Annotated in this window: 13 protein-coding genes and 1 other annotated feature (1 of these 14 running past the window's edge); of the genes, 8 read left to right on the plus strand and 5 right to left on the minus strand. The window is 53.8% G+C overall.

Annotated features, from left to right (window positions below):
• Positions 1–240 precede the first annotated feature (240 nt).
• Positions 241–1,473 (plus strand): phosphoglycerate dehydrogenase, encoded by a 1,233-nt coding sequence (gene serA / locus SB13_RS03590; RefSeq protein ID WP_026739031.1) that lies wholly within the window; start codon positions 241–243, stop codon positions 1,471–1,473.
• A gap of 53 nt (positions 1,474–1,526) precedes the next feature.
• On the opposite strand, the gene SB13_RS03595 is transcribed toward serA, so the two are convergent.
• The gene (locus SB13_RS03595; protein ID WP_026739032.1) at positions 1,527–2,531 is read right to left on the minus strand and encodes a zinc-binding alcohol dehydrogenase family protein; all 1,005 of its coding nucleotides are present in this window, start codon (positions 2,529–2,531) and stop codon (positions 1,527–1,529) included.
• Positions 2,532–2,655: 124 nt separating this feature from the next.
• On the opposite strand from SB13_RS03595, the gene SB13_RS03600 reads away from it, so the two are divergent.
• Positions 2,656–3,567 (plus strand): LysR family transcriptional regulator, encoded by a 912-nt coding sequence (locus SB13_RS03600; protein ID WP_026739033.1) that lies wholly within the window; start codon positions 2,656–2,658, stop codon positions 3,565–3,567.
• Between the two features lie 389 nt (positions 3,568–3,956).
• On the opposite strand, the gene ettA is transcribed toward SB13_RS03600, so the two are convergent.
• On the minus strand, positions 3,957–5,621 hold the full coding sequence (ettA, locus tag SB13_RS03605; protein WP_036150797.1) for an energy-dependent translational throttle protein EttA: 1,665 nt from the start codon (positions 5,619–5,621) through the stop codon (positions 3,957–3,959).
• A 428-nt stretch (positions 5,622–6,049) separates the two neighbouring features.
• Between ettA and sltY the strand changes: the two genes are divergently transcribed.
• Together sltY and trpR are read left to right on the plus strand one after the other, a co-directional pair.
• On the plus strand, positions 6,050–7,978 hold the full coding sequence (gene sltY / locus SB13_RS03610) for a murein transglycosylase (protein WP_026739035.1): 1,929 nt from the start codon (positions 6,050–6,052) through the stop codon (positions 7,976–7,978).
• Positions 7,979–8,110: 132 nt separating this feature from the next.
• On the plus strand, positions 8,111–8,437 hold the full coding sequence (gene trpR / locus SB13_RS03615; RefSeq protein ID WP_026739036.1) for a trp operon repressor: 327 nt from the start codon (positions 8,111–8,113) through the stop codon (positions 8,435–8,437).
• 21 nt (positions 8,438–8,458) lie between these two features.
• Here the strand turns inward: trpR and yjjX are convergent, their stop codons facing one another.
• On the minus strand, positions 8,459–8,992 hold the full coding sequence (yjjX, locus tag SB13_RS03620; RefSeq protein WP_026739037.1) for an inosine/xanthosine triphosphatase: 534 nt from the start codon (positions 8,990–8,992) through the stop codon (positions 8,459–8,461).
• Positions 8,993–9,043: 51 nt separating this feature from the next.
• Between yjjX and gpmB the strand changes: the two genes are divergently transcribed.
• Positions 9,044–9,694 carry a 2,3-diphosphoglycerate-dependent phosphoglycerate mutase GpmB gene (gene gpmB / locus SB13_RS03625; RefSeq protein ID WP_026739038.1) on the plus strand — a complete coding sequence of 217 codons (651 nt, stop codon included), beginning with the start codon at positions 9,044–9,046 and terminating at the stop codon, positions 9,692–9,694.
• On the opposite strand, the gene robA is transcribed toward gpmB, so the two are convergent.
• Positions 9,691–10,560: an MDR efflux pump AcrAB transcriptional activator RobA gene (robA, locus tag SB13_RS03630; RefSeq protein WP_026739039.1), complete on the minus strand. Its 870-nt coding sequence runs from the start codon at positions 10,558–10,560 to the stop codon at positions 9,691–9,693. The two genes, gpmB and robA, sit on opposite strands and share 4 nt — an antisense overlap.
• A 211-nt stretch (positions 10,561–10,771) precedes the next feature.
• Here robA and creA point away from each other — a divergent pair, with 211 nt between their 5' ends.
• The gene (gene creA / locus SB13_RS03635; RefSeq protein ID WP_026739040.1) at positions 10,772–11,251 is read left to right on the plus strand and encodes a protein CreA; all 480 of its coding nucleotides are present in this window, start codon (positions 10,772–10,774) and stop codon (positions 11,249–11,251) included.
• 49 nt (positions 11,252–11,300) lie between these two features.
• On the opposite strand, the gene arcA is transcribed toward creA, so the two are convergent.
• Positions 11,301–12,017 (minus strand): two-component system response regulator ArcA, encoded by a 717-nt coding sequence (arcA, locus tag SB13_RS03640; RefSeq protein WP_026739041.1) that lies wholly within the window; start codon positions 12,015–12,017, stop codon positions 11,301–11,303.
• Positions 12,018–12,805: 788 nt separating this feature from the next.
• Here arcA and SB13_RS03645 point away from each other — a divergent pair.
• Both SB13_RS03645 and thrL read left to right on the plus strand, forming a co-directional pair.
• Positions 12,806–13,507 carry a tRNA/rRNA methyltransferase gene (locus SB13_RS03645; protein ID WP_026739042.1) on the plus strand — a complete coding sequence of 234 codons (702 nt, stop codon included), beginning with the start codon at positions 12,806–12,808 and terminating at the stop codon, positions 13,505–13,507.
• A gap of 198 nt (positions 13,508–13,705) precedes the next feature.
• Positions 13,706–13,777 carry a thr operon leader peptide gene (thrL, locus tag SB13_RS18145; protein WP_072000207.1) on the plus strand — a complete coding sequence of 24 codons (72 nt, stop codon included), beginning with the start codon at positions 13,706–13,708 and terminating at the stop codon, positions 13,775–13,777.
• Positions 13,713–13,828: a sequence feature (Thr leader region), on the plus strand (it continues 3 nt past the right edge of the window). (Overlaps the previous gene by 65 nt.)

Consider the following 13,828-nt stretch of genomic DNA (forward strand, 5'->3'; position numbering starts at 1 on the left):
GGCGCATTTTTTTTACCCGGCATTTTTGGTGCTTAATATCACTTTTTCTTATTTGGCACGGCCACTATATGGTCGGCTTCTTATTTAGCAGCATTTTTTGCCACAAATGTCGCTTTACGGTGCTGCTTCTGCTCGCTGAGAAGCAATCGTTTGTATTGCCGCACGCGTAATTTTTGTTATGTTTGCAGGCAATGGTTTTGCAAACCGTCACATCTGAAGTCTGAAAAATAAGGTCGGGAAATGGCAAAGGTATCACTCGAAAAAGATAAGATTAAATTTCTGTTATTAGAAGGCGTACACCAGAATGCGGTCGATAACCTGCGTTCCGCCGGATACACCAACATCGAATACCATAAAGGCGCGCTGGACCCGGAAACGCTGAAAGAGTCGATTCGCGACGCTCACTTCGTCGGCATTCGTTCGCGTACGCACCTGACCGAAGAGATCTTCGCGGCGGCGGAGAAACTGGTTGCCGTCGGGTGCTTCTGCATCGGCACCAACCAGGTTGAATTGCCGTCCGCTACCAAACGCGGTATCCCGGTCTTTAACGCGCCGTTCTCCAACACCCGCTCCGTCGCTGAACTGGTCATCGGCGAACTGCTGCTGATGCTGCGCGGCGTTCCTGGGGCCAATGCCAAGGCTCACCGCGGCGAATGGCACAAACAGGCTATCGGCAGTTACGAAGCCCGCGGAAAAAATCTCGGGATTATCGGTTACGGTCATATCGGTACTCAGCTGGGTATTCTGGCGGAAAGCCTGGGCATGCATGTTTATTACTATGACATCGAAAGCAAACTGTCTCTGGGCAATGCGCAGCAGGTTAATCAGCTGTCCGACCTACTGAAAATGAGCGATATCGTCAGTCTGCACGTGCCGGAAACCGATAGTACACAAAACATGATCGCGGCTAACGAACTGGCTCAGATGAAGCCGGGCGCCATGCTGATTAACGCCTCACGCGGTACTGTGGTGGATATTCCCGCGCTGTGTGAAGCCCTGAGCAGCAAGCATCTGTCCGGCGCGGCGATCGACGTTTTCCCGCAAGAACCGGCCTCCAACAAAGAACCGTTCCTGTCGCCGCTGTGCGAATTTGATAATGTGCTGCTGACGCCGCACATTGGGGGTTCTACTCAGGAAGCGCAGGAAAACATCGGTGGGGAAGTGGCTAGCAAGCTGGTGAAATATTCCGACAATGGCTCTACGCTGTCCGCGGTGAACTTCCCGGAAGTCTCTTTGCCGACGCACAGTGCGCGCGCCAGCCGTCTGCTGCACATTCATGAAAACCGTCCAGGCATCATGACGCAGTTGAACACCATTTTTGCCAACGAAGGCATCAACATTGCCGCGCAGTATCTGCAAACCAGCGCTGATATTGGTTATGTCGTGATTGACGTGGTCACCGACAGCGCTGACACCGCGTTGCAGTTGATGAAATCTATTCCGGGCACCATTCGCGCCCGCCTGTTGTACTGATTATCGTCTTTATTTCTGTCAGAAAACCGGCCCTGTGAGGGCCGGTTGTGTTTTTACTGGCAGTCGATGACGATCTTGCCTTGAGTATGCCCTTCTAAAACGGTTTTGTGCGCGGCGGCGAGCGTTTCCGTCGTTAATCCGTTCAGCACCTGGCTGGCGGTTCCTTTCAGTTTGCCTTCGTCGACGTCACGAGCGACCTGCTGCAAAATTTCTCCCTGACGGCCGATATCTGGCGTGGTGTACATGCTGCGGGTGAACATGAACTCCCATTGCAGGGCGGCGCTTTTGAGTTTGAGCTGGGTTTGGTCCAGCGGATGCGCATTTTCTACGATCGTGCAGATTTGCCCCAAAGGCGCAATCAACTGTCCGATGGCGTCCCAGTGACCGTCGGTATCGTTGAGGCAGAAGATGTAATCCACCTGCTCGAATCCTTGCTGTTTGACCGCGTCCACCAGATTGCGGTAGTTCACCACGTGGTGCGCGCCACGCTGCTTGCACCACTCGACGGAGTCCGGACGGGAGGCGGTGGTGATAATGGTCACCTTGCTGTGCAATGCGGCCAGGGAGATGGCCATGGAGCCTACGCCGCCCGCGCCGCCGATAATCAGCAGCGTCTTGCCAGCTTCCGCGTCCTGAATTTTCAGGTGTTCGAACAGTCCTTCCCAGGCGGTCAGCGAGGTCAGAGGCAGCGCCGCCGCCGCCGCCCAGTCCAGCGTTTTGGGTTTGTGCGCGACAATGCGAGAGTCGACTAACTGATGAGTGCTGTTGCTGCCGGGGCGGGTGATATCGCCGGCATACCAGACCTCATCGCCCTCCTGAAAGCCCGCTACCGCAGAGCCGACCTTCAGTACGACGCCACTGGCGTCCCATCCCAGGATCCGCGGCGTCTTCAGGCCGTCGGCGCGTAGCATCGCATGCACTTTGGTATCTACCGGGTTGATGGAAACCGCTTTGACGGCCACCAAGAGATCGTGGTCGCCGGGAGACGGTATGTCCTGAGTGATTTCAATAAAGTTTTCCGGTTGTTTAGGATCAACCGCGATCGCTGTTGCTGTCATAGTGAACTCTCCCATTCTGCAAGGTGTTGGAGTCGATGTAGCCGTATATCACAGTGTAGAACGACAGAAGGAGGCTGATAAGATGTACAATAAATAACGCAGTGTTCGAAAAAGAAGAACAATCATGTTTAATCAACTAAAGGATATGGCGCTGTTCGCCTTGGTCGCTGAGAGCGGTAGCTTCACACAGGCTGCGCAGCGGGCAGGCATGGCGAAGTCGAGCTTGAGTCAGCGCGTCAGCCTGTTAGAGCAGCGGCTAGGACTGCGGTTGATGAACCGCACAACGCGTAAAATCAACCTTACGTTCGCTGGCGAGCGCTATCTGATTCATTGTCAGGAGATGCTGCAGGCGCAGGAGCGCGCGGATTTGACGATCCAGCATCTGCGGGATAATCCAAGCGGTCGGTTACGCATTACCAGCCCGGCGGGCGTGGGAGCGACTCTGCTGGCGGGATTGACGGCTGAGTTTCAACAGCGCTTTCCTGCGGTCATGCTCGAAGTGTCGGTGTCGGATACCGTGATCGATCTGGTCGCCGATGGGTTTGACATTGGCCTGCGCACGGGTAAACCACAGGATTCATCCCTGATAGGGCGAGCACTGGGATTAACGCCGCGATATCTGGTGGCGTCCAGCCGTTATCTGGATCGCGCTGCGCCGCTGATGCACCCGCGTCAGCTACAGGAGCACAGTTGCATCGCGCATCGTGCCTGGACCGAGTGGGTCCTGCATCGGGAAAAAGAGTACTACCACTGTCTGCTTCCGCGTTCTCACGTCACGGATAACTTGCTCTACGCTCGCGCATGTGCGATTGCCGATGGCGGTATTACGCTTCTTCCCGAGTTTCTGAGTCGAGAAGCTATCGCCGCTGGAACGTTGCTAAGAGTGTTACCGCAATGGCAGGNGGAGCCGAACGATCTGTATCTCGTCTACCCCAGTCGTAAATTGAACTCGCCTGCGCTGGCTTGTTTCATTGATTTTGTGTTGCAGCATGAGGCTTTCTTTCCGCAAACGTCAGAGAATCAACGCAGCGGATAGCGCTCAGTTTCTGGCTAATGGCAGAGTAGGTTTCGTCTGATGCTTTGCTCAGCGAAGGGGGCGTGCTTTAGGGCCACTATTGAGGCCCATTGATATGGACGATAGCCTTGCAGACCAGACCAGACCAGACCAGACCAGACCAGACCAGACCAGACCAGACCAGACCAGACCAGACCAGACCTAAACTGATGTCGAGCTATCCATAGGGGGAAAAGGCGGCTCGGGTTTAGGGGAGAGGTGCCGTCAGACACGGAGATCGATTCGCTGAACTGTGTAAGTCAATTGGTCGACAATGTGTGAAAAACTATTTCAAAACCGACGTTGCAGAGACGCAGATAAAAGAGGCCCGCACTGGGGCGAGCCTCATGACTTATGCTTCGTTAAAAACGTTACGCCATTTTCTTGTATTTGATGCGGTGAGGCTCCAGTGCTTCCGCACCCAGCGTCCGCTTCTTGTACTCTTCGTATTCGGTGAAGTTACCTTCGAAGAACTCGACCTTGCCCTCATCCTGATAATCAATGATGTGGGTCGCGATACGGTCCAGGAACCAGCGGTCATGCGAGATAACCATGGCACAGCCCGGGAATTCCAGCAGGGCGTTTTCTAACGCTCGCAGGGTTTCGATATCCAGGTCGTTGGTCGGTTCATCAAGCAGCAGCATGTTGCCGCCAACCTGAAGCAGCTTCGCCAAATGGAGACGTCCGCGCTCACCACCCGACAGTTCGCCGATGCGTTTACCCTGATCCACGCCTTTGAAGTTGAACCGGCCGACATAGGCGCGGCTGGGCAGCTCGAAGTTGCCGATGCGCATAATGTCCTGACCACCGGAAACTTCTTCCCAGACGGTTTTGCTGTTGTCCATGTTGTCGCGGAACTGGTCGACGGAGGCCAACTGGACGGTTTCGCCCAAGCTGATTTCGCCGCTATCCGGCTGTTCCTGACTGGATAACATACGGAACAGCGTGGATTTACCCGCGCCGTTCGGGCCGATAATCCCCACAATCGCGCCTTTTGGCAGAGTGAAAGAGAGATTGTCGATCAGAACACGATCGCCGTAAGACTTGTGCAGGTTAGTCACTTCCAGGACTTTGTCGCCGAGGCGCTGACCGGCCGGGATAAACAGTTCGCTGGTTTCATTACGCTTCTGGTACTCAACGCTGTTGAGTTCTTCAAAGCGAGCCAGACGAGCCTTGCCTTTTGACTGACGGCCTTTAGCGCCTTGTCGCACCCACTCCAGCTCTTTCTCGATAGACTTGCGACGAGCCGCTTCGGCAGACGCTTCCTGCGCCAGACGCTGGTCTTTCTGCTCCAGCCAGGAAGAGTAGTTGCCTTCCCAGGGGATCCCTTCGCCACGGTCGAGTTCCAGAATCCAACCCGCCACGTTGTCGAGAAAGTAACGGTCATGGGTGATCGCCACGACTGTACCTTCATAATCGTGGAGGAAGCGCTCCAGCCACGCGACAGATTCGGCATCCAAGTGGTTGGTCGGTTCATCCAGCAGCAGCATGTCTGGTTTTTCCAGCAGCAGTCGACAAATGGCGACGCGGCGACGTTCCCCACCCGAGAGATTGCCCACTTTGGCATCCCACGGCGGCAGACGCAGCGCATCTGCCGCGCGCTCCAGCTGATTGTCGAGATTGTGGCCATCATGCGCCTGGATGATCGCCTCAAGCTCGCCCTGTTCTTTGGCGAGTTTATCGAAGTCCGCATCTGGCTCGGCATAGGCCGCGTAGACTTCGTCCAGACGAGTCAGCGCCTGTTTGACTTCACCGACCGCTTCTTCAATAGCTTCGCGTACGGTCTGCTCCAGATTTAACTGGGGTTCCTGCGGCAGATAGCCGATCTTGATGCCGGGCTGCGGGCGAGCCTCGCCTTCAATGTCTTTATCAATTCCGGCCATGATGCGCAGCAGCGTTGATTTACCGGCTCCGTTCAGACCAAGTACGCCGATCTTGGCGCCCGGGAAAAAGCTGAGGGAGATATCTTTCAGAATATGGCGTTTCGGCGGAACAATTTTGCCGACGCGGTGCATGGTATAAACGTATTGAGCCACGTTGCTCTGAGCCTCTCTCTATCAATGTTAGCGCGGCGGCAGACAGTTTCGCCGCACCGTAGGGGAATCGGTCGGATGCGGGCGTAGCACGCTAATCCGGCCGATGAGTTCACTGTGACGAAGTTTAGCTGTTTTCAGCCGGCGATCCCAGCCGTCAAGCGTTTTGGTCGTCTGCTTTGCGTAACGGATTCCAAGGGGATGCAACGACAGAGTAAAGTTTCATTGATAACTGGGAACCTGCTAGGAAATGGCATAAATACCGTTAATTTTCCGAGTGATGAATATTCCATGCTGGCGTATCGTTGTCTGACTGGATGTGCCACACTTAGCGGATGTGACAAGCATGACGGCGGTTAGGCAGGCTCATCGGTGCTGGGAGCATGGGCGCCTGCGGGCAGATAAACGATAACGAATGAGGTCAGCGTAGTATGTTCAAAGCGGTGTATTGGCGCTATGCCCTGGTGGCAGTCTCTCTGGCTGGAGTTTCGATTGCCGCGCAGGCTGATTCTCTTACCAGTCAACGTGAACGCTATCAGCAGGTGAAGACCGCCTGGGATGCGAACCAGATGGATACCGTGGCGCAATTAATGCCTACCCTGCGGGATTACCCGCTTTATCCTTATCTGGAATATCGTTCTCTGACGCAGGATTTAACCCAACTGACGAGCATTCAGGCGAAACAGTTTATCGCGTCGCATCCCACACTTCCCGTTACTCATAATTTGCAGACCAGCTTCATTAACGAGCTGGCGAGGCGTGAGGACTGGCGAGGACTGTTGGCGTTCAGCCCGTCAATGCCCAAGCCGATGGCCGCCCGCTGCAACTATCTCTATGCCAAGTGGGTCACAGGGCAGCGTCAGGGCTTATGGGAGCAGAACCGAGATATCTGGTTGAATGGTCGCTCGCTGCCTGCGAGCTGCGACAATTTGCTGACTTCCTGGCAGCAGTCGGGAATTTTGACGCCCTCGGTGGTTCTTGAGCGTATTCTCCTGGCGATGGAGTCGGGTAGCAGTAGTTTAGTGGCGCATCTGGCGCGGCAGTTGCCGCCGGACTATCAAACCATCGCCGATGCGTTAAGCGCGCTGCAGCGTGATCCTATGACGCTGGAACACTTCGCCCGTACCGTCGGGCCGACGGATTTCAGCCGTAAAGTTACGCTGACGGCGTTTACACGCGTTGCCCGTCAGGACCCTGATGAGGCGCGCTCCATGTTGCCCATTATCGTGCGTTTACAGGGGATGAGTAGCAGCGAGCGCAGCAAGATGGAAGAGGACGTGGTATGGCGTCTGATGGGGAAAGAGATCTCTGGCGAGCAGGCGGAATGGCGTGATGCGGTGATACAACGTAGTCAGTCAACCGCCTTGCTGGAACGTCGCGTGCGAATGGCGTTGGGAGAAGGCGACCAACGTGGACTGGCGGTGTGGTTGGCGCGCCTGCCTGCCGAGACATTGCAAAAGGACGAGTGGCGATACTGGCGAGCTCGGCTGGCAATCGAAAATGGGCAACGTGCAGAAGGCGAAGCGCAGCTGCGTGACCTGATGAAAGCCCGCGGTTTCTATCCGATGATCGCAGCGCAGCAGCTGAAAACCCAATATCCGCTGACGATCAAGGTGGCGGCCAAACCCGATCGCACGGTGGAGCAACTTGCTGAAGTCGCGCGTATTCGTGAGCTGATGTACTGGCACATGGATAATCTGGCGCGCTCCGAGTGGTCAGGGCTGGTGGCAAGTCGTGAGCGGTTACAGCAGGAGGCGCTGGCTCGTTTTTCCTTCGAGCAAGGCTGGTACGATCTTAGCGTTCAGGCTACGATTATCGCCAAAATGTGGGACAATCTGGAAGAGCGTTTCCCGCTTGCCTGGAATGATGAATTTCGTCGTGCGACGCAGGGCAAAGACATCTCTCAAAGCTATGCGATGGCGATAGCGCGACAGGAAAGCGCGTGGAATTCTCAGGCGAAATCCGCTGTGGGCGCGTCAGGTCTGATGCAGTTGATGCCGGCGACGGCGTTGCACACCGCCAAAAAATTTGATGTCGCGAGTTATTCCAACAGTACCCAGCTCATGGATCCCCAGACCAACATCGAACTGGGCACACTCTATTTAGAGTATGTCTACCAGTCGTTTGGTCAAAACCGCATTCTGGCGTCTGCCGCGTATAACGCCGGGCCCTCTCGGGTCAATACCTGGCTGAGAAACAGCAATGGGCGTATCGATGCTGTCGCGTTTGTGGAAAGTATCCCGTTTTCGGAAACGCGGAATTACGTCAAAAATGTGCTGGCTTATGACGCGTATTACCGCTATTTCTTAAAACATAACTCGCCCGTGTTAATGGACAGCGAGTGGCAGCGTCGCTACTAGACCGGCAGTGGGCCAGGTCGTCGGCAGTGGCGGCTTTGGCCTGATAACGCATGCAAAGGCGCTTTACGAGGTAAATTCGTTTCTTAAAACATGCTATGCTTGCGTACTAGTTTATTGGTATGGCAAAAGGCTATGACGACACCATCTCCTCACGATCCCGCACTGTCGGAAGAAGATAATGAAAACTGGTCTTATTTTCTGGATCTCTTACGACAGTCGGTGAAGGACGATCTGACGCTACCGCTGCTGCAGCTGCTGTTAACGGCGGATGAACGTACCGCGCTTGGAACACGGGTGCGTATTATTCAGGAATTGATGCGCGGTGATCTAAGTCAGCGAGAGCTGAAAAACGAATTAGGGGCTGGAATTGCAACCATCACGCGCGGGTCGAACAGTTTGAAAGCTGCGCCGCCCGACTTGAAGAATTGGCTTGAGACGCAGCTTCTGGGAAAAAAGTAGGGGAGTTCGATGAGAGACGGTTTACGCCTTGGAAACCGCTTGTTGAAACAACGTGTTTTGAAACGGTACCAGGGCCAGCAGTAAGGCCTGATGATAAACACTGGCTCGGGTCAGCTTACCGTTAGTGAACACGCCGATCGCGCCGCCTTTTTGTTTCACATTTTCAATACCGCTCAGGCGCGCCATTTCATCGCCTAGTTCTCGGCCTTCACGAATCCCTTGCAGGACCGCTTCAGGGAGCATCAGACTGGCAGAACGGGACTCTCCCCGAATTGTCGCGTTCTCGACAACCATCCAGGCGAAGGTCATGTTGTCTTCGATACCGGCCTCAACCCCGACCCAAAAATCGGCCTCGGGACGAACCTGACGGGCCATCATGACGCGGTTTCTCGCCCCCGTACGTGTTTCCGGGGAACCCAAGGGCTGATTTGGCACGCCGCTGTCTACGTCGACTCCCTCAATGCGGCAATTTTCCGCACCAAAAACATCAGCAAATGCTAAAGTTACGGCGTTAATTTTTGCCGGGTTAGTCGTAGACGCTACAACGTAATACATAATGTTCTCTACTCTAGTCGTTAATTTGACGCAGTATAACGGAAAACAATCATGTTACAGGTATATCTTGTTCGCCACGGAGAAACCGAATGGAACGTGGCGCGGCGCATCCAGGGTCAATCAGATAGCAAGCTGACGTCGGCGGGTGAGCAGCAGGCTCATCGCGTGGCGGAACGGGTAAAACATCTGGGAATTACCCACATCATCACCAGTGATCTGGGCCGAACGCGCCGTACGGCCGAAATCATTTCAGAGGGCTGCGGCGGTTGCCCCATTTTGCTCGAACCCAACCTGCGTGAGCTGAACATGGGGGTTCTGGAAGAGCGTCTGATCGACTCGCTTAATAGCGAAGAAGAAGGATGGCGCAAGCAAATTGTGGATGGCACACAGAATGGTCGTATTCCTGAAGGGGAGTCACTCTCCGAATTGGCCGAGCGGACGCACAAGGTGCTTGAGTTTTGCCTGACTCTGCCCCCCGGTAGCCGTCCTTTGCTGGTGAGCCACGGTATTGCATTGGGCTGTTTGCTCGGAACGCTACTGGGTTTACCTGCCTGGGCAGAGCGCCGACTTCGTTTGCGTAATTGTTCGCTGTCCCGTATCGACCATCAGCAGAGCCCGTGGCTGGCTTCTGGTTGGGTCGTTGAGACGGCCGGAGACGTATCCCATCTGGATGCCCCGGCACTGGACGAACTGCAGCGCTAGCGCCGCACCGGGATGAAGTATTCGCAGCAAATCACCGCAGGTGCTTCATCCGGTCTCACACCGCCGGACAGCTTGAAACGCTCGATGTCGGACCCTTTGCGCCGGGTCAGCTTGAAGGTCGGCAGGCAGGTGTCATACAGGCTGACAATAAAGTTCTGAAGATCATCTTTCGGGCCTTCATAGTCGAACTTCACATACTCGCCGCCCGGCAGGGTGATGGATTCTCCTGGGGCCGTGCCTTCCGGCACGTTATCGGGCTCCATCGCCGTGGTATAGAGCACTTCATGCTCGTCATCTTTTTCTTTGCTCGGCCGAGAGTGCGCCAATCCATATAACCGGTCTGGAATTTGCTTGGCCTCGCCGAGATACTGGCGCCAGTAATGTACCCTAAGCTCCATTCGGAAATGGCACAGCTGTTCCAAGGTGCCGCTGTAAATTTGCGTCAGGCCTACCAGTTTGAGTTCTGGCAGTGTGATGAACTCAGGCTGGGGCATAGTAAACGCGCCCAGTCGGATTGGGGCCTGAATGCCGTGAGTATTCCAGTCATCCGATCGACGGTATGACGCTGGCGTTTGGGAAAATTGTTTCTTAAACGCGCGGGTGAAGGTTTGCTGAGAATCAAAGCGATATTGTAGAGCAATATCCAGAATGGGCCGACTCGTCAGGCATAGCGCCACGGCGGCTTTGGTCAGGCGTCGGGCACGGATGTAAGAGCCGATGGCATGGCCCGTGACGTCCTTGAACATTCTCTGCAGATGCCATTTCGAATAACCCGCTTTTGCCGCAACTTTATCCAGCGACAAAGGCTGGTCCAGGTGACCTTCCAGCCAGTTAAGCAGGTCATGTATGATACTGGCTTGATCCATAGCTCGTCCTCATAGAACACTCAGAGCGATAAAGGTTATAAGACGTTGCATGATAGCAACTTTTTTCATCTACGACTGCCTGGAATTTCAGGTCAAGGCTGAAGGGTGCCCGTCGGCAAAGTGACTATTCGCAACAGGTGAAGAATAATGAGTTTTCTTCAGATACCTCTACACGCCATGAGTGATGGCCACATATCAGGAAAATTGCAGAATGTTTAAAAAGTCATTGTTGAGTCTCGGNCTCTTTCTAAGCGTTGCGGTTTCAGCGAGTGCTGAAGAAGTGGGTTCTGTAGATACGGTATTCAAGCTGTTCGGTCCCGACCATAAAATCGTGGTGGAGGCTTTTGACGACCCGGATGTCACCAACGTCACCTGCTATTTGAGCCGGGCGAAAACGGGGGGTATCAAGGGAGGATTGGGACTGGCCGAAGATACGGCTGACGCGGCAATTTCGTGTCAACAGGTGGGGCCGATCACGTTGAGTGAGAAAATCACGAAGAGCAAAGGGAAAGGCAACGTTGTTTTTCAACAGCGCACTTCGTTGATTTTCAAAAAATTGCAGGTAGTGAGATTTTACGATGAGAAACGCAATGCGTTGATCTATCTGACTTACTCTGACCGCGTTATCGACGGTTCGCCCAAAAATGCGCTCAGCGCGGTGCCAATTATGGCGTGGGGAAAAACGCAGTAATGCCGTAGAGAGGCAGACCGGAGGTTTTCGTTCCGGTCTGCCCATCCCATCACTCTTCGAGATCGCCACAGAAACGGTAACCTTCGCCATGAATGGTGGCGATGATTTCCGGCGTATCGGCGGTGGATTCAAAGTGTTTACGGATGCGGCGGATAGTGACGTCGACCGTGCGGTCGTGCGGCTTCAGCTCGCGGCCGGTCATTTTCTTCAACAGTTCCGCTCGGGACTGGATTTTTCCCGGGTTTTCGCAGAAGTGCAGCATGGCGCGGAATTCGCTGCGCGGCAGTTTGTACTGCTCGCCGTTCGGGCTGATCAGCGAGCGGCTGTTGATGTCCAGCTCCCAGCCGTTGAAGCGATAGCTTTCCACCAGACGGCGTTCTTCCGTGCCGCCGCCCAGATTCATGGTGCGAGACAGCAGGTTGCGCGCCCGGATGGTCAGTTCACGCGGGTTAAACGGCTTGGTGATGTAATCGTCAGCGCCAATTTCCAGGCCCAGAATCTTGTCGACTTCGTTGTCACGGCCTGTGAGGAACATCAGCGCCACGCTGGCTTGTTCACGCAGTTCGCGCGCCAGCAGCAGGCCATTTTTACCTGGCAGATTGATATCCATGATCACGAGGTTGATATCGTTCTCAGACAGGATCTGATGCATTTCAGCACCATCGGTGGCTTCGTGAACGATGTATCCCTCAGCCTCGAAAATGCTTTTGAGGGTATTGCGAGTGACTAACTCGTCTTCGACGATGAGAATGTGGGGGGTCTGCATGTTTGCTACCTAAAATTGCCAACTGATAATTTGAGAAGTACAAAAGTCTGGATTCTTCAGGCGCTCTAGAAATAATGTTCACCGTCTCACGCGCCAACTGACTCAAGTACGTAAATGCGTTTCGATGCACTTTTACTCACCCGCAAAGTGTTTTAATGGCTGGTGAGTGGAGGCGCTAAACCCGGCCTCAAGTTTTAAAAGTGGCGCACAGTTTAACCTTATTAACAGCAACATAACAGTAAGCACTGATTTCGCCAGCCAGCAAATTTACGGTTCTGTTGACATATATCAAATTTGATTGTAGCACGTTAAAAATTTTGTGAAAAACAGATATGAAAATGTCAATAGAAGTCACATTTTGGCGGCATGTTGAATCGTTTTGGCCTAAAAATCGTGTGGTTTTTCGGCCGAAAGAAGATAGAGAACGTTCGTAATAGGGTGATACCAATGGTTTTTTATTTTCGGCGCTTTATTTCAGTCAATTCATGGCGTCATCTTTGCGGTGGAAATTAATAAGCAAACTATTGTTGTTTTTGTGTTGCGTTAATGTTGAATCCCTAATTTTTGCCCTTTGTATTCCTTCGCTTCTGACGGCTTTTTTGTTGAGAGCACAATTTTCCCTACTTTTTACCGCGTTTGGCTGATGCCTTTCAGCGGGCCGTAAACCATGCCTTTGTCATCGCCATGCGGCTATCCGTGATAAATTGTGTCTCACCCTCGCGTTGCTCGCTTTAACGCGAAAGGGGAGAGCGTTTTGTTTTGGCGATGCAGTATCTGAAGAGGCAGTCATGCAGTTTTATATTATTTTAGTGGCGCCGGCGCGGGCTGAGAACGTAGGCGCGGCGGCAAGGGCAATGAAAACCATGGGGTTCACCCGGCTGCGCATTGTTGATAGCCGTGCGCATCTGGAACCCGCCGCCCGTTGGGTCGCTCATGGTTCAGGAGACATCCTGGATGGCGTCGAGACCTTCCCCTCGCTTTCGGCGGCATTGGCTGACGTCGATTTTACCGTCGCCACTACGGCGCGCAGCCGTGCGCGTTTTCACTACTACTGCACGCCAGCCGAATTGCAGGGCGTGATGGAAGAGAAGCGAAGCTGGGNTTCTTCCGCTGCGCTGGTGTTTGGTCGTGAAGATTCCGGACTGACCAACGAGGAGTTGGCGCTGGCCGATGTCCTGACCGGCGTGCCGATGCAGGCGGACTATCCTTCATTAAATCTGGGGCAGGCGGTCATGGTGTATTGCCACCAGCTCTCGTCGCTGATGAACGTGCAGTCGGAGAACGCGCCGATAGCGCAGTCGGGACAGCTGAACGCGCTGCGTCAGCGTATGGATCGCTTGCTGGTGGATATCGGGGCGGAACAGGATGCCAAACTCAAGGATTGGCTGCACCAGCGTTTAGGCATGCTCGAACAGCGGGATACCGCCATGCTGCATATGCTGCTTCACGACATTGAAAAAGCCCTCCCGAAAGAAAATCAGGGGAAATGAGTTTTTTGAAGTCAAATATAAGACTGGGTTATTTTTTATAAATCAATCTGTGGTCGTTGGATATTTTAGTGGTTTATCCGTCTGTCAGGTTATGTGCGCAGAATGGGCGAAAAATCAGAAATCCATTGACTTAGCGTTGTGATTGCCCTAACTAATAGGGCCAGCAAAAGTTGATTACGAACGAGATACGACTATTCCATGCGTCCATTTAGCCTGATTACCACGATTATTATTACTATCACCGATACGATGTATTGCGGTGCGGGCTGACGCGTAAAGAAGAATCCAAAAAGGCCCGCACTTCACAGTGCGGGTTTTTTT

It is taken from the genome of Lonsdalea quercina subsp. quercina (assembly GCF_000688695.1).
GTDB classification, from domain to species: Bacteria; Pseudomonadota; Gammaproteobacteria; order Enterobacterales; family Enterobacteriaceae; genus Lonsdalea; species Lonsdalea quercina_D.